A 19,100-nucleotide genomic window follows, 5' to 3' on the forward strand; every position below is an offset into this window, starting at 1 on the left:
TTTTATTCTTTAAGGTGAATTAAATGCATATGGTTCAGCACTTGCTCCCTTGTTGAAGGATTTAAGAATTTCGGCTGCAAACGTGTTATCCTGAATTGCTCCGCCGAATAATGCTCATCCCAGGCGTAACCAGATTCTTTAAGCTTTTGAAGGTCATCATCTGTACCATAAACCCATATAGCACCTATATCGGATAAATTTGAGGTCTCCGTAATCTTAATGGGATGTTGGTTGTAAAAATCCATTGCCCAGGAAGATCTTGGGGAAATCTTGTATATCTGATCCACCGGGATGTTCTTCTCTGCAACTATACCGGCAATCGTGGAACCAGCCTGATACTTTAATAAAGATGGGTAAAAATGTAAATTCATTACCGCATTAAGAAATAGAGAACTGAACAGGGTGATGGTTAGTAGTCGAATATCGTATTCCTGTTTCCTCAAACAGATCAAGCCTGTTAGCAAAAATGCGGACACAAATAAAATATAGGCATACCAGTTAGAAAATTTGAAAACAAAAAAACAAATCAGAATTGAGCTTATGCCAACCAAACCCAGAATGAAATATTGTAGTCCCAGAAATACTTTCCGTTTTTTAACCTTAGGGTCATTGAATAATTCTTGTATAAAGGAAGCTGTGAGCACCGCAAACAAAGGTATCGTGATATTCAGGTAATGCGGTAATTTAAATTGCGCAAAACTTATTATTATAAAAATTATAGTAATACCTCCAATAGTAAGAAACTCCAGACCCGAACTCCTCCTGAACTTTGTATTGAAAAACGCCTTTATTCGAGTCCAATATGCAGCAAGGCCAAGTATAGTCCAGGGTAGAAATACCCATAAAAAAGTATGGAAAAAGAAAAAATAATCACTACTATTCTTCCCTACCCCTTCTCCGCTTAATCGTTCAAAACTCTGCTCCCATAAAATAAAGAGTATTCCACTCCTATGGTCTTTTCCACGAATAACTTTCTCCGGATGCAGGTCAAATTGAAGGTAGTACGCGTAAAGTATTGGTGAAATTGTTAATCCAAAAACAACCAATGCAACTAAAACCTTCCAACTAAATAGTAATTTCCATTTCTTGCTATAACCCAAATGGCATAATATTGGAAGACCAATTACTAATATCGCAATCTGTCCTTTGGTGGAAAAAGCAATTCCCGCTCCAAATGCACCCAGTAGTAAATTCTTCAGGGAATTTCTTTCGATATAGGTTGCTATTTGCCAAATAGCAAAAGCTGTAAATCCGGTAAGCACAGCATCTGTGCGCACATCAATATTGGAAAGCATAATGGTTTGCGCCGTCATAAATATAAGTGAGGCAACTTTTCCTACCTCTTTATTATAAAGGAGTTTGCCTAAACCATAACAACTAAAGGCTCCCAACAAAGTGGCAAGGATACCGGGAATGCGATAGGCCCAATCATGCAGTCCGAATATTTTATAAGAAATGGCTGCCAGCCAGTAATGCATATGTGGCTTATCCAGATACTCCTCCGTCCCTTTAAACAAATTAATGAAGTCGTTTTCCTGTACCATTCGCATTGCCATTACAGCAAATTGAGCGGAATCATATTCAAAAAGAGTCACAAACATTCCGGCCAGGTATACCAGAATAATAAGTATAAGGAAAAACCAATACCTCGTATTTGAGATCATATACGATACTTGTAAATAGCAAAGATATACAACTTTGCAAACAGCCAACCAAATAATAATCCAATAGCTATGCCACTTAAAACGTCTAAAGGAAAATGTACCCCTATATAAATTCTGCTATAGGAGACAAAGATGGCCCAAACAATTAAAAAGATCCCAAAAAACTTATAGTAAGGCTTAAAGAGTATGGTAAAGAATAAAGCCAGTGCCGTGGTATTTGCAGCATGTGCTGAAAAATAGCCGAATCTGCCACCGCAATGGTCTTTTACCAGACGCACCATATGGCTTACCTCAGGATCATAGCAGGGACGCAATCGTTGAATGCCATACTTAAAAAAATTAGATAGTTGATCTGTAGCCGTTATCAATAAGATTACAGTAATTACTACGAAAAGCAATTTCTTTGTTCCAAAATGTTTATATAAGAGTATTAGTAAAAATACGTATAATGGAATTGCACTCCACTTGTTGGTAAGGAACATCCAAAAAGCATCCCATTCGGGACTTCCCAGATTGTTTAGAAAAAGGAACACCTCCTTGTCGAGTTGCATTAATTCTTCAAACATCTTAATCTTCGTATCTGGCTATTTCCCGATCATAAAATTCAGTAGCCGCTTCTATTAAATTCTCTGCTTCTTCAGTCAGTGATTTTTCATCTTCTGCAGTGAAATCTTCCAGCCATTCCACCTCATCATTTTCCAGGTTCAATATAAACCTTGGATACTCGGTATGCACTATAAAAATGGCAGTTGGGTAATCCGTATTATCACCAAGTAAAAATTTTGGAAATTGCATAGATCAATTCATTTTTAAATTTAAAGCGCAACAAAATGTACTAATGATATGCATAAGTGTAGTAAGAAGTAAAACTCTTAATTACGAATTAGCCGTTTGGTCATTTTGTTGAATCGAATATACAACATAATTGCCGATGCCGTTAAACCTGAAAGCAATCCTATCCATATACCCGTACTCTTTAATTCTGTATGCAAACCAAGATAGTAGCATATTGGAAAGCCTATCAACCAATAGGCAATTAGCGTAATTAGCGTTGGTACTTTGACATCCTGCAAGCCCCTTAAAGCACCAAGTATAACCACCTGAAGACCGTCTGATATCTGGAAAAAAGCTGCAACCAAAAGTAATTGCGAAGCCAAAAGAATAACTTCCAAATTGTCTGCCTGGTTTATAGGGTCATTAACATCCAGGTAAATAGTAGGGAACCAATGACGGCCTAAAAGGAAAAATATAGCAAAAACCACCTCCAATAGTAATGTAAGGAAAAAAATAGACAGCGCAATTCGCCGTAAGTCCGCAAAATTTTTAAGACCTTTCTGATTCCCAACACGAATCATGGCGGCTACTCCTAGCCCCATACCAAACATGAAAGTCATGCTGCTTAAGTTTAATGCTATCTGATTAGCTGCCTGCGGATTTTTGCCTAAAACACCACTGATCCAGATGGCCGCTGTAAATATGGCTACCTCAAAAAACATTTGCAATGCAGATGGAAATCCAAGATGAATGATCTTTCGCATAACCGCTTTCTCGATCTTTTTGAAGTTAAACCCTGTTACATAATCGTGAAATTTTTTCTTTTTCTCCAACATATACCAAAGCATTATCAGCATAATGACCCGTGACGCGAGGGTTCCAATGGCAGCCCCTATAATTCCCAGTTTTGGAAAACCCATGGCTCCAAAAATCAGAAGGTAATTCAGAACTATATTAACCACATTAGCTGCAATAGTGGCATACATTGGATATTTGGTTTGAGACAAACCTTCTGAAAACTGTTTATAAGCCTGAAACATTACCAGGGGAACCAATGAAAAAGCCACCAAATCCAGATATGGAATAGATAAGGCTACTACTTCAGGTGGTTGGTCCATTAGATATAGTAAAGGCTTTCCCAACTGAATAACCCCAAAAAGAGCTATCCCAAGCAAGGTACATAGCAACAATCCATGCTTAAGAGCGCTTTTACCACCAGCCTTATCGCCGGCACCATCAGCCTCAGCGACCAATGGCGTAATTGCGGTTGAAAACCCTATTCCAAGGGACATAGCTATAAAGACAAAACTATTTCCCAAAGAAACCGCTGCCAATTCCGCCGTACCCAATTGCCCTACCATTATATTATCGGCAAAAGAAACAAAGGTATGCCCCAGCATCCCTAAAATAACGGGCACAGCTAACCTTGTATTATATCTGAATTCTTTGGTATACCGTTGCAGCAAATCTGGATAATTTTGAGGCTGCAAATATAGGATTTACTATCGGTTTAATCTGAGAATTGATCAACTTCTGACAATAGGATTGCAGGTATACCAACCCATGTAATGATGTGTGCAATATTCTAAAGTAACCTTCTCCGAAAAGGCTATATTTCCTTGGCTTCTTCCCAAAATACATCCATTTCGGCAAGCGACATTTCCCTGAGGTTTTTGCGCTTTTCTTTGGCCTTGCCTTCCAGATACTGAAACCGCTTAATAAATTTCTTGTTAGTTCTTTCCAGTGCACTTTCCGGGTTAATATCTAAAAATCTGGCATAATTAACTATAGAGAATAGCACATCTCCAAACTCGGCTTCTAACTTGTCCTTGTTCCCTGAATTAAGTTCTTCCTGCAATTCTGACAATTCTTCTTTAACTTTTTCAAACACTTGTTCCGGGCGTTCCCAGTCAAATCCAACTCCTGCTACTTTTTCCTGAATTCTATTGGCCTTAACTAATGCGGGAAGACTGTTTGGAACTCCTTCAAGCACACTTTTTTTTCCTTCTTTAAGTTTAATATTTTCCCAATTCCTTTTTACATCCTCTTCATTTGCAACGGATACATCCCCATAAATATGAGGGTGCCGGTTTATGAGTTTATCACAAATTGAATCAGCTACATCAGCTATATCAAAACTATTCGTTTCGGATCCTATTTTTGCATAAAAAACAATATGTAATAATAGATCTCCAAGCTCATTTTTCACTTCATTGAGGTCGTTATCGAGAATTGCGTCACCCAATTCATAGGTTTCTTCAATTGTAAGGTGTCTTAGTGTTTGAAGTGTCTGTTTTTTATCCCATGGACATTGCTCCCGGAGCTCTTCCATAATAGTTAGCAGCCTATCGAAGGCTTTTAGTTGTAATTCCCTTTTATTCATAAAACCAGCATTTGTGTAAAAGTACAAATACGAATGAAATAGGTGTATGGAAAATTTAGACTAATTTAGGAGAATTCAACCACCATATATAAACAAAAACAACATGCTATCCAGAAAAGATTTCTTATTGCAATCCACTATTTTTACTACAGGGTCTTTCCTGCTGCCTTCCTTTACCTATGCTTCAGTTATAAAACAGCATTTTGGGGTTCAATTGTATTCATTTCGCAACGAAATGGCTAAAGATGCCATTGGGACATTAAAACAAATTGCCTCTCTTGGCTTTAAAGAAATTGAAACGGCCCGAAGTCAGAAAGGGCACTACTACGGTCTTGCCCCTGCAGAGATGAAAGCGGTTTGTAAAGATCTCAATATGAACCTGAAGAGTGGACATGTTCATTTAGATAATAAATGGCAACAAACCATGGAAGAAGCTGTGGAATCTGGTCAGGAGTATCTTATCTGTTCTTCAATGCCCAGCCAGGGACAAACCATAGATAACTATAAAAAGGTGGCTGAAGAATTTAATAAAGCCGGCGAGGCATGTAAAAAGTTGAATCTTAAATTTGGTTATCACAATCATGAATATGAATTTGAAACCGAAAATAATCAGGTTCTTTACGATGTTCTCCTAAAAAATACCGAGGCAGATCTCGTTTATATGGAGTTAGATCTGGGATGGGTTATTGTGGCAGGTAAGGACCCTTTAGACTACTTTAAAAAGTATCCGGGAAGATTTCCTTTATGGCACCTCAAGGATATGGATATGGATAAGAAAGAAAGTACTGAATTTGGAAAAGGTGGCCTCGATATTCCTCGAATGATGGCCCATAAAAAGGAATCGGGTGTAAAGCACATCTTCATAGAACAGGAAGAATATGCCAGCAATCCTTTGGAAAGCATGAAACATAATATGGCTTTTTTAAAAAACCTTTCATAGAAATTAGTTTATTGGGCCCATAAAAAAACAATGTCTGAAATAATAGATCCATACTCACTTTCCCCTGATAAAATTAAACAACCTCCTTCAACCTTTAAAGGACGTTTGAAATTTTTGGGGCCCAGCTTCATACTTTCTGCTTCAATTGTCGGATCGGGAGAATTAATAGCAACAACCACTTTAGGAGCCGAAGCAGGGTTTATAACTTTTTGGGTGATCATTGTGAGCTGCATAGTAAAAGTTGCGGTTCAGTTAGAATTTGGAAAACATACGATCCTTACCGGCGAAACAGCTATGCAGGCCTTCAATAAGCTTCCCGGGCCTGTTTTTGGGAAAGCCAGGTGGACTGTTTGGACTGTATTGGCTGTAATGATCATAAAACTTCTGCAAGTTGGAGGTATCGTAGGAGGCGTAGCTATAATCTTAAATATGGCTATCCCCGGAATTGGCGTACCGGCATTTTGTTTTGGGATTGCAATAATCGTGGCGTTGATGATTTTCAGAGGGTATTACTCTTTTATTGAAAAATTTTCCCTCAGTATGATCGGATTCTTTACAATATTCACATTTGCCTCCCTGTATTTTCTAAAATTTACCCCCTATAACATAGCCTTTGAAAGTATCTGGAGTGGCCTTCAGTTTAATTTGCCTAAAGAAGCAGTAGCCGTTGCTATAGGTGCTTTTGGGATAACAGGTGTTGGTGGAGATGAAATAATACATTATAACTATTGGTGCCTTGAAAAAGGCTATGCCGCATTTACAGGCAAGAATGACAATTCGAAAGAATGGAAAATAAGGGCTCAGGGCTGGTTAAAAGTAATGAAACTCGATGCAATTATTGCCATGTTAATCTATACCTCTGTAACCGCAGCTTTTTATTTACTGGGGGCAGCCGTACTCCATGCTCAGGGTTTTGTGCCCGAAGGATACGCCATGGTAGAGACGCTCTCTGCTATGTACACAGAATCATTAGGCCCTCATGCAAAATCTGTATTCCTAATTGGGGCTTTTATTACCTTGTTCTCCACACTGTTCGCCGCTTTGGCGGCATGGACCAGGCAGATTACCGACATATTTGGTCAAATAGGATGGATTAGCTTTTCAGATTTTAAACAAAGAAAAAAAACAATAGCGGTCCTAGCATGGGTAGTGCCTTTATTATGGGCTTTGCTGTTTGTCTTTATTAAGTTGCCGGTATTAATGGTTCTTACCGGCGGTATTATCGGATCTTTCCTGCTTTTTCTCGTGGTCTATTCAGTAATTCATTTCAGATATTTAAGAGGGCAGCCCCTGTTTAAACCAGGATTTTTTTATGATCTTATCTTATGGTTGAGTATATTAAGTATTCTTGGTGTTGGTATTTTAGGTATTGTCAAATTATTCGGCTGATTCTTGCTGGGAAAATGAATTGAAAAAAAATATATTATGAACTTAAAACACTTTGTAATTACATTAACTGTAATTGGAGTTCTAATCGGGTGTGAGAACCAGAAATCTTATGATCTTGTCATTAGAAATGGTACTATAATAGATGGCTCAGGTGAAAAATCATTTAAAGGAAGTATTGCGATCAATGCCGATACCATAGCTGCGATTGGCGATTTAAAAAATGTTGTTGGATCGGTAGAAATAGATGCCAGTGGACTTACAGTTGCTCCCGGGTTTATAAATATGTTGAGTTGGGCCAATGTTTCTCTTATTGAAGATGGAAGATCGCAAGGTGATATAAGACAAGGTGTAACCCTTGAGGTTATGGGTGAAGGACATTCTATGGGCCCGTTAAATGAGGCTATGAAATTGGAAATGAAAGAATCGCAACAAAATATCACTTATGATATTAACTGGACTACCCTTGGAGAATATCTGGAGTATCTTGAAGAAAAAGGCATTTCTACAAATATCGCTTCTTTTGTTGGCAATGGAACTTTAAGGGAATATGTTATGAATTATGAGACCAGGCTTCCAAATGCAACTGAATTGGAAAAAATGAAAGAGCTTGCTAAAGAGGCTATGGAGGAAGGTGCAGTTGGCCTTTCCACATCTTTAATCTACGTGCCCAGCGGGCATGCTAAAACTGAGGAAATTATTGAATTAGCCAAAGTTGCCGCAACTTATGATGGAATGTATGTATCGCATATCAGGGATGAAGAAGAACATCTTCTTGATGCGGTTCAGGAACTTATTACAATATCCAGAGAAGCGGAGATACGCTCAGAAATATACCACTTTAAAGCTTCAGGCAATGCCAACTGGCATTTACTGGACAGTGCAATAACACTTGTAGATAACGCACGAAAAGAAGGCCTCCCTATAACCACTGATATGTATATGTATAATGCCAGTTCTACAGGGCTCAACGTAGTATTACCGGCATGGGCAAAAGAAGGCGGACACAAGAAAACCATGGAACTTATTGCGCAACCGGAAAAAAGGAATCAGATGATTAAGGAAATAGATTTTCATGTACCTCCGGAAAAGATTCTTTTAGTTGGTTTCCGAAATGAACAAATGAGACAACTTATTGGCAAAACACTCGGCGAAATAGCTGAAGATAGGAATATATCTGCGGCGGAAGCCGTGGTTGATTTAATACAGGAAGACAATAGCAGAATTCAGGTTGTCTATTTCTCAATGTCTGAAGAAAACATTAAAAAGAAATTAGCACTTCCTTATATGGCCATTTGCTCTGATGCCGGATCTTATACAAACGAAGGTGTATTTTTGGAACAAAGTACGCATCCAAGGGCCTATGGATCATTTGCACGCTTATTAGGTCATTTTGTACGTGATGAAAAAGTTATTTCTCTGGAGGAGGCTATTTATAAACTTACCTCTCTTCCTGCAACAAATTTAAAACTAAAGAATAGGGGCTTGCTTAAAGCCGGTTATTATGCAGATGTGGTCCTTTTTGATGCAGATAAAATAAAAGACAATGCTACCTTTGCCAATCCTCATCAATATACCACAGGTATGAAGTATGTATTTGTAAATGGTATCCCGGTGCTCCGGGATGGGGAACATACCGGTGCTTTCCCGGGCAGGGTTGTTCGTGGTCCAGGGTGGAAGGGGAATTAAATCATTGTATCCTTTTAAATATAACTACATGAAAAAATTAAGTGCAACAGTAATCTTATTAATTTCAATAGGGTGTTATGCCCAAAAATCGGAATTGGTGGCCGATAACGCCACTCTAACCCTTGTAGCCGCGGATTACAAATTTACTGAAGGACCGGCTATGGCTAAAAATGGCGATGTATACTTCACCGATCAACCAAATAACAGAATTATTAAATGGAATGCATCAGATAACTCAGTTGCCGTTTATATAGAAGAAGCAGGGAGAGCTAACGGACTCTACTTTGATCATGATGGGAGTCTTTTGGCATGTGCCGATGAAAACTTTGAACTTTGGAAAATAGATAAGAACAAAAATCATGTAGTACTGGTCGACGAATTTCAAGGAAAAAAACTCAATGGGCCCAATGACTTGTGGGTAGACTTAAAAGGTGGGATTTATTTTACAGATCCCTATTATCAAAGACCTTATTGGGAACGCAAAGAGAAAGAAATTGAAGAAGAAAGGGTTTACTATTTAAACCCTGAACGGACTGAGTTGCGCATTGTGGCGAACGATTTTGTACAGCCCAATGGTATAATAGGAACACCGGATGGTAAAATGATTTATATCGCGGATATAGGCGATAAAAAAACCTATAGCTTTTCTATTTCTGAAAATGGTGACCTTTACAATAAGACCTTATTTACGGAGCTGGGGTCAGACGGGATGACAATAGATAATAAAGGCAATGTTTATTTGACCGGAAATGGAGTTACCGTTTTTAATAAAAAAGGTGAAGAAATACTACAAATTCCGGTACCACAAAAATGGACAGCCAATGTTACGTTCGGCGGGCCTGATCAGAGCGTCTTATTCATTACTGCAATGAACTCGGTCTATACCCTGGATATGAAAGTAAATGGTGTTCGATACTAATTTAAGAATATGATCCATATCATTGTGAAAAAAGAAAAAACTTTCTAAATAGACCTATATAGAAACGTAAAACCGGATTCTTGAAAAAATTTCTAATTCTTCAAATGCGCCCGGAAACTGAAGCTTGTGAAAGTGAGCTTAATGCAATTTTGCGTTTTGGTGGTTTAACTCGTGAAGAGGTCTGCCGTATCAGGGTTGAACAAAAGGACATCAGAGATATAGACATAAATAATTATTCCGCCATAATTGCAGGTGGAAGCCCTTTTGATATAAGCATCCCGGAAGTAAAAAAAAGTAGCATGCAAAAAAGGGTTGAAGTTTTCTTTAATTCTCTTTTTGACAAAGTAATCCCTGAAGATTTTCCGTTTCTTGGAGCTTGTTCAGGCAATGGACTATTAGGAAGATACTGCGGGACTTCCATTTCTGGTAAATACGCAGAAACTTTAAGAAGTGTTGAGGTATGGGTTACGAAAGAAGGGGCTGAAGATCCATTATTGAAAGGCCTTCCAAAGAAATTCTCCGCATTGGCGGGGCATAAAGAAGCTTGCGATACTGTTCCCCGGGGGGCTGTTCTCCTGGTTACTTCAGATCCTTGCCCGGTGCAGATGTTTAGGATCAAAAAAAATATTTATGCTACTCAATTTCATCCTGAAGCAGATGCCGAAGAATTCATACTGCGAATTAGAATTTATAAATATGCGGGATATTTCCAACCCGAGGAAGCAGAAGAACTAAGCGCTGCCATTAGAGAATCTCATACCCCGGTCCCCAGGGAAATACTGCGTCGATTTGTAGACAGATACAGATCTGAAAAATAATTTTTACCCAATTCTTTTATTTAGCTTCTTTTTAGTAATTTATACCTGAATTTTATTGAGGAGTTATGGCTGGCCATTCACTTACTATTAATAACCAAACTTACAATGTAGAAATAAAGGGGGAGACTACTTTACTCTGGGTATTGCGCGAGCATCTTGGACTCACCGGCACAAAATATGGCTGTGGCATAGCTTTATGTGGCTCTTGTACGGTGCATCTGGACGGTAAGCCGGTCAGATCATGCACATTGCCCTTGAGTGCACTGAAAAAAGATCAAAAAATAACAACAATAGAAGGTTTATCCCAAAATGGTGATCATGAGATTCAGAAAGCGTGGATAGAAGCTCAAGCCCCTCAATGTGGCTATTGCCAAACAGGACAGATTATGCAGGCCGCGGCCTTACTTACCGAAAACCCTAATCCAACTAGGGAAGAGATAAAAACATATATGAATGGAAATCTATGCCGGTGTGGTACGTATTTACGCATTTTGCGAGCCATAGAAATAGCGGCAGAAAAAATAGCAGCAAACACTTAAAAAGATTTAAGGGCATATAACTTTAGATACAATAATGAATAAGTCTGTAAGTAGAAGAGAATTTCTTAAAACCTCCGGTGGGGTTGCCTTATTTATTGGTGTTTCCGGCATTCTGCCTCAGATGATTTCTTGTAAAAGCAAAAAAGAAGTTCAGGGAATTATACAAAAGCATCCGCTAACTGCCTGGGTACAATTAACCGATGACGGCAGGGTTATTATTTACAACCCGGCAGCAGAATTGGGCCAGGGATCCATGACTTCATTACCTGCAATTTTTGCAGAAGAAATGGATGCAGATTGGTCTACGGTCTCAGTAGAATTCTCGCCCCAGGTATCTGCTATTTACGGATCGGATAAATGGAGTCCAAATAATAAGGTAATGCTTACTGCAGGAAGCAGGATAACCTATGGTTATTATTCTATTATGAGGCAAGCCGGGGCTCAGGCCCGTTATATTTTAATGCATAGTGCAGCCGAACTTTGGAAAACCCCCTTAGAAGGCCTTAGCACGGCCAATGGCCGGATAATGGACAATCAGGGCGGCAGGAGTATTAGTTATGGTGAACTTGTACCTCATCTGACCATGCCTGATAAGCTGCCGGAATTCTCTGAACCGGACTTCAAGGATCCTAAAAATTATCGGTTTATAGGAATAGATCAACCCAGAGTAGATATTCCCGAAAAAGTGAAGGGAACCACCAGATTTGCAATCGATATTAAATTACCGGAAATGCTCTTTGGCGTACTGGAGCGTGGAAAAGTGCATGGGGCAAGCCCAAAGCTCAATAATGAGTCGGAAATACTCGCACTCGAAGGAGTGCTAAAGCTGGTTCGTTTTGATTATGCAATAGGGATTATTACGGAAACCATTGAGCAGGCTCTGGCCGCGAAAAAACTGCTGGATATTACCTGGAGTGAAGCACCTTCAAACGGTTTCAATTCCCAGGAATGTTTCAAGAAATATGGCGAAATAGCAGCAGATAAGTCAACCGGTAAAGTGATAGTAAATGAAGGAGATATTAGTATCGCTATTAAATCAGCCGATAAAAAGTTTACAGTTGATTTTAAAAATGATTATGTCTATCACGCCCAAATGGAACCCCTTAATGCTGTTGTACAGGTTGGTAAAGACGGAAATTCAGCTGAGGTCTGGGTTGGAAGTCAGCAGGGCTTCGATTCTAAGCTTGGTATACCAAAGTACCTTGGGATTCCGGAAGAAAATGTAAAAATAAATTTGCAGTATTTGGGAGGGGGATTCGGAAGAAGGAGTATGACCGATTTTGTTTTGGAAGGAACAGGTTTGGCCAGGGAGGTTGCTCCCAGACCTGTTAAATTAATTTGGACCCGTGAAGATGATGTCAGATATGGCGCATACAGACCGCTGACTTTACAACGATTAATAGCTGCCACGGATTCCCAGGGAAATATTACAGGTTTTTCACATTGTGTTGTTGGGGATGGCGGTAATTTGGTTGCCAGTGGTATTCAAATAGATTATTATGATATACCCAATAAATTTGCAGAATGGCGGGAAGTTTCTGAAGGTATCAGATTAAAACACTGGCGTTCCGTGGGACATGGACCAAACAAATTTGCTATAGAATGTATGATTGATGAAATAGCTACCTATTTCAGGAAAGATCCGGCCGATTTTAGAAAAAAATTGCTGGCCAAGTCACCAAGGGCACTGGCCACCCTGGAAAAAGCAATAGAAATGTCTGATTGGGGTTCTGAAACTGATTCTAACCGTGCAAAAGGAATTGCTTTCCTGGAGCGCAGTGGAACTCTTAGCACCGGTGTTTGTGAAATTTCAGTAAATAGAACAACGGGCAAAATAAACGTTCATAAATTTTGGAGTGCCAGTGATGCAGGAATCATAATACAACCAGACAATGTTAAAGCTCAAATGGAAGGTGGAATATTAATGGGGATTAGCAGTGTCCTCAAAGAACAGCTGACTATCGTTAACGGCCAGATACAACAGTCTAACTTCGATGATTACGAAATATTGCGAATGGCAGATATCCCTGATAGCATAGAAACGGAAATAATCGAATCTCGAGAAACACCCCGTGGTGTGGGAGAATCCGGAACGCCTTTAGTGGCATGTGCCATTGCCAACGCATTCCTCAAATTAACCGGTAAACCGCTCAGGCATTTGCCTTTCACTCAGGAAAGGGTATTAAAAGTCTTAAATACCTGATTTACATTAGGTTGAAAGTCTATTTGCAATAAGGGTTAACCCATCATTTTTATTACCTTTAGCGTGTGCTTAAAAAAATCTATAAGAAGGATTTTAAAGCCGGTGTATTTTAGCGTTTCAGATCAATTATTAAAGTCAATTACTTCAGATGTAAGCCAAAATGAAAAGAAGAAATTTTCTGTTAGTATCTTTTTTTGCCTTAGTTCTGGGCTTAATTTCACTTTGGTATTTGAAGTTTAAATCTGCAACGACCAAAGCACTTGGCTATCCTGAAGAACTTTCAGAAATCTGTGATCGGAAAACTTTAATTCATATTGGAAATACGTATCGGAAACTAACCAATGAGAATACTAAAAACCATTTGGAAGAACTTTTGCTTCAGGATGCAGGAATGATGGAAACCAAGCTAAAAATGAACTTAAGAACTAAAACAACGGATGACTTTAGAACCGGAAATACTATCCTAGTTGATGGCTGGTTACTCTCTAAAACAGAAGCCAGGCAATGTGCTTATTTATCAATGTCTGAAGCAAATTAAAATTTATGCATACAGACGCCAGAAAACTTGAAAACAATACCAAAATTGAAGGGGATATTTGTATTGTTGGTGCAGGTGCAGCGGGCATTAGCATGGCACTGGACTGGAATAAAAATGGCAAAAATGTAATCCTCCTGGAAGGTGGAGGTTTTGAGTATGACAACAAAATTCAAGACTTATATTCCGGTAACTCCACGGGGCAAAGATATTATCCTTTGCGTTCATGCAGGTTGCATTTATTTGGGGGGACAACCGGCCATTGGGGAGGTATGTGCGCCCCATTTGATCCAATAGATTTTAAAAAGAGAAGTTGGGTATCGGATAGTGGCTGGCCAATAACACTGCAGGATCTTGTACCCTTTTATAAAAAAGCCCAAAGTTTATTTGAACTGGATACTTATAATTACAACCTGCACTACTGGCAAAAAGAGTACCCCGCCATTACTCCTTTCCCACTCGACAAAGATATTATCTGGTCAAAAATGTGGCAATTCAGCCCCCCCACAAGATTTGGTAAAACATATAAGGAAACCATTGTGAAGTCGCCAAATATTCATCTTTATACTTATGCCAATCTTACGAAAATTATAACTAACAATACAGCTAGCAGTATAAAGGAACTGATAGTAAAAAATCACGAAGGAAAAACCCACAAAGTAAGGGCCAAAAAATTTGTCCTGGCCTGCGGTGCAATACAAAATGCAAGGATGTTACTGGCCTCAAGGGGTGTTGCAAAAAAAGGAATAGGTAATGATAATGACGTCGTGGGCCGATATTTTATGGAACATCTGGAAATTAAGTCTGCCGAATTATGGCTCAGGAAACCAATTTCAACCGAGTTATACATTTTTGATTACAGCACGCGAAAACCAAGGGCGGAATTAGCTCTTACCGAAAGGATTCAAGAAGAGAGCGGCATTCTCAACGGTACTGCTTCCCTGACACCACTTGTAATGGCCAAACAACAGACGCCTTTAATAGATGTATGGAACAATGAAGATCCACGGAAATCCTTCGATAAATTAGTAGCAAATTTCAGAAAATCCAGAGAGCAAAACACTTCCTGGCAGGAAAAGAAGGGAAACAGGGCTTTTGAATTATTTACACGCATGGAACAAGCCCCAAACCGCAATTCCAGAATAACGCTTTCGAATGAAAAAGATGCCTTGGGTGTACCAAGACCTCAATTGCATTGGGAGTTAACGCATCTGGACAAATACAGTCTTAGAAAATTCTATCATATTCTTGGCCTGCAAATGGGGAAAGCCGGCATAGGCAGGGTAAAACTGGAAGAATTCCTATGGGATGAAAACGATAATGCAATGCCAGATCAGTTAGGTGGAGGCTGGCATCACATGGGAACTACCAGAATGAGTGAAGACCCCAATAAAGGAGTAGTAGATGCAAATTGCAAAGTTCATGGTATTTCCAATCTCTTTATAGCCGGCTCCGGGTGCTTTAGTACGGCCGGTGCCCCAAATCCAACACTTACGCTTGTTGCACTGTCTTTAAGATTGTCTGATTATTTGAAAACAAGCTGAGGATTAGCTTAAGAATTACCAATTCGTTAATCAATGTATAAATTAGTATAAAAAAGTAAACCCATGCCAACAGGCAGAAAATTTATCGCTGAATACCCTCTCCTTCTAATTCTATGCATCTGTTTCCCTATCACTTTTTTGACTAAAATCACCTCCAATATGGCAACTGTAGAAACCCTATAGCCCATTCTGGCGGTACTTGTAGTCAGCATAGAACCCAACCCCCTGCTCTTTATGCTTCCGGCCATTGAAGGTCTCGTGGCATTTATGCTGCCAGTTGCCACGCCGCCCAATGCCATAGTTTATGGAAGTAAACGCATTTCCGTAATTGAAATGGCGAAAACCGGATTTTTCCTTAATATCATTGGGATTATTTTGGTATCAGTATTAACATATTATTTTGGTATCTTTATTTGTGACACAAGAGAAGGTGTTTTCCCGGAATGGGCATAGTTTGGCAAATAAATAATCATGACTAAAAAATAAATCAAGTGAAAAATAAAATTCTTCTTTTATCCCTTTATCTCTTAATTAGCACATTCGCATTTAGTCAACAGGGGACTGTACTGGACGAGCTTACAATGACCAGTAAAATTTTAAAAAGCGAAAGAAAATTTGCGATTTACTTACCACCGGATTATGATTCCTCTAAAAGAAGTTATCCGGTACTCTATTTACTGCACGGCGGAGGTGATGATCAAACTGGTTGGGTTCAATTCGGTGAAGTTTTACATATTACAGATAAAGCCATTAGCGAAGGCAAAGCAACTCCTATGATCATAGTAATGCCAGATGCAAATACCGGTAAGCGTGGATATTTTAACATGGGAGAATGGCGCTATGAAGATTTCTTTTTTGAAGAGCTTATACCCTATGTGGAATCTACGTATCGTATAAAAGGAGAGAAAAGATTTCGTGCAATAGCCGGTCTCTCCATGGGTGGTGGCGGTTCTTTTATGTACGCCTTGCATCATCCGGAGTTATTTTCTTCTTCTTGCCCTTTAAGTGCGTCTGTTGGTTCTCTTACAATAGATAAATTCAAAGAAAGGTTAAAAGATAGAGGAGAATCCTTGCCAGAAGAACAAGTTAAGGCCTATTTTGAAAATCACAATGCCATTTCACTGGTAGAATCTATGCCCGCAGAAGAAATTAAATCAGTCAGATGGTTTATTGATTGTGGGGATGATGATTTTCTGTATGAAGGAAACAGTCTTGTGCATATCGCAATGAGGAAAAAAGATATCCCCCATGAATACCGGGTTCGTAATGGCAGCCATAGCTGGACCTATTGGAGAGAGTCGCTTCCTGTTGTTCTGGAATTTGTATCAGACGCATTCCATCAGTATTAAAAAAGTAAGAATATGAAGATAAAAAATACCCTTATGGCCTTATTTTTAATTACGGTTATGAATGCACAGGAAAAGAACCCTCAGGACATCCCATACTACCAGATTCCGGACTATCCGGATAGTTATACCCCGGGAACCGTGGTTGCCCGTATGATAGATGGTTTGGGATTCAGGTATTTTTGGGCAACTGAAGGATTGAACGCTGAGGACCTGGCATATAAGCCTTCAGAAAGCAATAGAACTATTGACGAAACCCTCGATCACATATATAACCTATCCCGAGTTGTTTACAACTCCGCCATAAAAGAAATAAATGACAGAACACAGCCCGGTGAAAAACCACTTTCTTTCCAGGAAAAAAGAAAGCGCACTTTGTTAAATTTTAAGAAAGCCAGCGAAATTTTAGGTAATGCTGAAGATCTGAATGAACATCCAATAATCTTTAAAACCAAATCAGGCACATTTAATAATCCTTTCTGGAATCAAATAAACGGTCCTATTGAGGATGCCGTATGGCATTGCGGTCAGATTGTAGCTTTAAGAAGAGCTGCGGGCAACCCAATTGATCCCAAAGTAAATGTGTTTGCAGGTGAAAGGCGATCCGAGTAATTATTTGAGATTAAACAGAAATAGCATTTTATATTTCCTCCAATTCTCTGACAGGATTTATCCAATAAAAAGAGAATGTTTACGCCCTTTTACCATTTTGTTAGCAGCGGCCATTTGCATTTGAATGCTATTGCTTATTTTTAAAGCAATGACATTACTCACTTTTATACTCTTCACAGGCTTTGTTGCCCTTTATGCCACCTGGAAACTTCGACAGGATAAATTAAATACCAAAGACGGTTATTTTCTGGGAGGCAGATCACTTACAGGAGTAGTCATTGCAGGGTCCTTACTACTGACAAATATTTCTACCGAGCACCTTGTTGGGATGAATGGCTCTGCCTATAAAAACGGTGCCATTATAATTGCATGGGAGGTGACATCGGCATTGGCTCTGGTAATTGCAGCTTTATATTTTGCACCCCGGTACCTAAAAATGGGCCTGACAACCATTCCGGAATTTTTGGAAAAACGGTTTGATGGCCTAACAAGAACTCTTATTGCATTGTTGCTTATTATATCATTTGTGGCTACGCTGCTGCCTATAGTCCTATATACCGGGGCCTTAAATATCGAGGCCATTTTTGAAATATCCGAACTATTAAATGTCAGCCAAAAAGAAGGTATATGGATTACCATACTGGTTGTTGGAGGAATTGGCGCCATCTATGCCATATTTGGTGGCCTTAAGATGGTCGCCTACACAGATACTATAAATGGTTTTGGTTTACTAGTGGCCGGGTTGCTTGTTCCTATTTTGGCCCTCTGGAGTATTGGCGATGGAAATCTTGCCGAGGGTATTAGTATGGTATTTAAAAAAAACCCTGGTAAATTTAATATTATTAGCAGAGAAACGGGCATTGGGCCCGGATCGAGAACTGCAATATTACCTTTCGAAGTAATTTTTACAGGATTGATGTTGAACCAGATTTATTTCTGGACCATGCACCAGTCAATTATCCAAAAGGTACTTGGGGCGGTTAGCCTTAAAGAAGCACAAAAAGGGTTGCTGTTTACAGGGTTACTGAAAATCCTGGTTCCTCTGATAATAGTACTTCCGGGGCTTATAGGGTTTTATTATTTTGGGGATGAATTTTATAACAATCCGGACAGTGTTTATCCCAACCTGGTAAAAATGGTTTTACCTGCCTGGCTAACCGGATTCTTTGTAGCCGTTATGATGGGGGCAATACTCACTACGTTCAACAGTGCTTTAAATAGTGCTGCGACAGTTTTTAGCCTTGGTATTTTTAAGCGGTATATTCAAAAAAATGCAACCGAAAAAAGACTCGTAAATATAGGCAAATGGACTTCAGCCATACTTGCCGTCTTCGCTATTGGAATAGCTCCCTTTGTGGCCAATGCTCCAGAAGGACTTTACCAACTCCTGCAACAACTTAACGGCATATTTTTCATCCCAATTGCCAGCGTAATTATTGCAGGCTTTTTATTGCCCAAGGTCTCAGCCACAGGAGCTAAGGCCGGCTTGCTCTTTGGTTTGCTATTTTATATTTTAAGTTACTTTATCCTGGAAGTTGATCTGCATTTTGTTCATATTTGGGGGATAGAATTTGTACTTAATATTGGTATAATGCTTTTGGTATCACGGTTTATTCCGAATAAAGAAATATTTGTGATTAAGGATGCGGGATTAATAAACCTTAAGCCATGGAAATTTGCAGGACCGTTTAGCTTGTTTTTGGTAGTATTCACCATTATTTTGTACCTTTTACTGGGAAATGTCTAAT

General features: G+C 39.2%; 19 protein-coding genes. 13 read left to right on the forward strand and 6 right to left on the reverse strand.

Annotated features, from left to right (window positions below; translation table 11 throughout):
* Window positions 1–2: 2 nt before the first annotated feature.
* From G504_RS0111160 to mazG, 5 genes are all read right to left on the reverse strand, one after another.
* Entirely contained in the window at window positions 3–1,664 is a 1,662-nt protein-coding gene (locus G504_RS0111160) for an ArnT family glycosyltransferase (protein WP_019670265.1), read from the reverse strand.
* Window positions 1,661–2,230, reverse strand: coding sequence for a phosphatase PAP2 family protein (locus G504_RS0111165; RefSeq protein WP_019670266.1), 570 nt, complete (start codon window positions 2,228–2,230; stop codon window positions 1,661–1,663). The genes G504_RS0111160 and G504_RS0111165 overlap by 4 nt, the downstream gene beginning before the upstream one ends.
* Before the next feature lies 1 nt (window position 2,231).
* Window positions 2,232–2,459 carry a hypothetical protein gene (locus G504_RS0111170; RefSeq protein ID WP_019670267.1) on the reverse strand — a complete coding sequence of 76 codons (228 nt, stop codon included), beginning with the start codon at window positions 2,457–2,459 and terminating at the stop codon, window positions 2,232–2,234.
* Between the two features lie 77 nt (window positions 2,460–2,536).
* Window positions 2,537–3,904: an MATE family efflux transporter gene (locus tag G504_RS0111175; RefSeq protein ID WP_019670268.1), complete on the reverse strand. Its 1,368-nt coding sequence runs from the start codon at window positions 3,902–3,904 to the stop codon at window positions 2,537–2,539.
* A gap of 143 nt (window positions 3,905–4,047) precedes the next feature.
* Complete coding sequence (gene mazG, locus G504_RS0111180) at window positions 4,048–4,821, reverse strand: nucleoside triphosphate pyrophosphohydrolase (protein WP_019670269.1); 774 nt, start codon at window positions 4,819–4,821, stop codon at window positions 4,048–4,050.
* A 103-nt stretch (window positions 4,822–4,924) separates the two neighbouring features.
* Here mazG and G504_RS0111185 point away from each other — a divergent pair, with 103 nt between their 5' ends.
* From G504_RS0111185 to G504_RS0111225, 9 genes are all read left to right on the forward strand, one after another.
* Window positions 4,925–5,761: a sugar phosphate isomerase/epimerase family protein gene (locus G504_RS0111185; protein ID WP_019670270.1), complete on the forward strand. Its 837-nt coding sequence runs from the start codon at window positions 4,925–4,927 to the stop codon at window positions 5,759–5,761.
* Window positions 5,762–5,791: 30 nt separating this feature from the next.
* Window positions 5,792–7,150, forward strand: a complete 1,359-nt coding sequence (locus tag G504_RS0111190; RefSeq protein WP_019670271.1) for an Nramp family divalent metal transporter — start codon at window positions 5,792–5,794, stop codon at window positions 7,148–7,150.
* A gap of 36 nt (window positions 7,151–7,186) precedes the next feature.
* Complete coding sequence (locus tag G504_RS0111195) at window positions 7,187–8,836, forward strand: N-acyl-D-amino-acid deacylase family protein (RefSeq protein ID WP_019670272.1); 1,650 nt, start codon at window positions 7,187–7,189, stop codon at window positions 8,834–8,836.
* 28 nt (window positions 8,837–8,864) lie between these two features.
* Window positions 8,865–9,755 carry an SMP-30/gluconolactonase/LRE family protein gene (locus G504_RS0111200; RefSeq protein WP_019670273.1) on the forward strand — a complete coding sequence of 297 codons (891 nt, stop codon included), beginning with the start codon at window positions 8,865–8,867 and terminating at the stop codon, window positions 9,753–9,755.
* A gap of 80 nt (window positions 9,756–9,835) precedes the next feature.
* The gene (locus G504_RS0111205) at window positions 9,836–10,573 is read left to right on the forward strand and encodes a glutamine amidotransferase (protein ID WP_026348525.1); all 738 of its coding nucleotides are present in this window, start codon (window positions 9,836–9,838) and stop codon (window positions 10,571–10,573) included.
* Window positions 10,574–10,638: 65 nt separating this feature from the next.
* Window positions 10,639–11,112 (forward strand): (2Fe-2S)-binding protein, encoded by a 474-nt coding sequence (locus G504_RS0111210; protein ID WP_019670275.1) that lies wholly within the window; start codon window positions 10,639–10,641, stop codon window positions 11,110–11,112.
* A 34-nt stretch (window positions 11,113–11,146) separates the two neighbouring features.
* Window positions 11,147–13,315: a xanthine dehydrogenase family protein molybdopterin-binding subunit gene (locus G504_RS0111215; RefSeq protein ID WP_019670276.1), complete on the forward strand. Its 2,169-nt coding sequence runs from the start codon at window positions 11,147–11,149 to the stop codon at window positions 13,313–13,315.
* A 160-nt stretch (window positions 13,316–13,475) separates the two neighbouring features.
* Window positions 13,476–13,853: a hypothetical protein gene (locus G504_RS0111220; RefSeq protein WP_019670277.1), complete on the forward strand. Its 378-nt coding sequence runs from the start codon at window positions 13,476–13,478 to the stop codon at window positions 13,851–13,853.
* Window positions 13,854–13,858: 5 nt separating this feature from the next.
* Entirely contained in the window at window positions 13,859–15,394 is a 1,536-nt protein-coding gene (locus G504_RS0111225) for a GMC oxidoreductase (protein ID WP_019670278.1), read from the forward strand.
* A 26-nt stretch (window positions 15,395–15,420) separates the two neighbouring features.
* On the opposite strand, the gene G504_RS19880 is transcribed toward G504_RS0111225, so the two are convergent.
* Window positions 15,421–15,693, reverse strand: a complete 273-nt coding sequence (locus tag G504_RS19880) for a hypothetical protein (protein WP_205619666.1) — start codon at window positions 15,691–15,693, stop codon at window positions 15,421–15,423.
* Between G504_RS19880 and G504_RS20135 the strand changes: the two genes are divergently transcribed.
* The 4 genes from G504_RS20135 to G504_RS0111250 all read left to right on the forward strand — a co-directional run bounded on the left by G504_RS20135 (window position 15,629) and on the right by G504_RS0111250 (window position 19,099).
* Window positions 15,629–15,847 (forward strand): anion permease, encoded by a 219-nt coding sequence (locus tag G504_RS20135; protein WP_019670280.1) that lies wholly within the window; start codon window positions 15,629–15,631, stop codon window positions 15,845–15,847. The genes G504_RS19880 and G504_RS20135 overlap by 65 nt on opposite strands.
* Window positions 15,848–15,885: 38 nt before the next feature.
* Window positions 15,886–16,743 (forward strand): alpha/beta hydrolase, encoded by an 858-nt coding sequence (locus G504_RS0111240; protein ID WP_026348527.1) that lies wholly within the window; start codon window positions 15,886–15,888, stop codon window positions 16,741–16,743.
* A gap of 12 nt (window positions 16,744–16,755) precedes the next feature.
* Window positions 16,756–17,352, forward strand: coding sequence for a DinB family protein (locus G504_RS0111245; protein WP_019670282.1), 597 nt, complete (start codon window positions 16,756–16,758; stop codon window positions 17,350–17,352).
* Window positions 17,353–17,500: 148 nt separating this feature from the next.
* Window positions 17,501–19,099: a solute:sodium symporter family transporter gene (locus G504_RS0111250; protein WP_157473258.1), complete on the forward strand. Its 1,599-nt coding sequence runs from the start codon at window positions 17,501–17,503 to the stop codon at window positions 19,097–19,099.
* The last annotated feature ends 1 nt before the right edge of the window (window position 19,100 follow it).

Source organism: Eudoraea adriatica DSM 19308, assembly GCF_000382125.1.
In the GTDB taxonomy this organism is placed as follows: domain Bacteria; phylum Bacteroidota; class Bacteroidia; order Flavobacteriales; family Flavobacteriaceae; genus Eudoraea; species Eudoraea adriatica.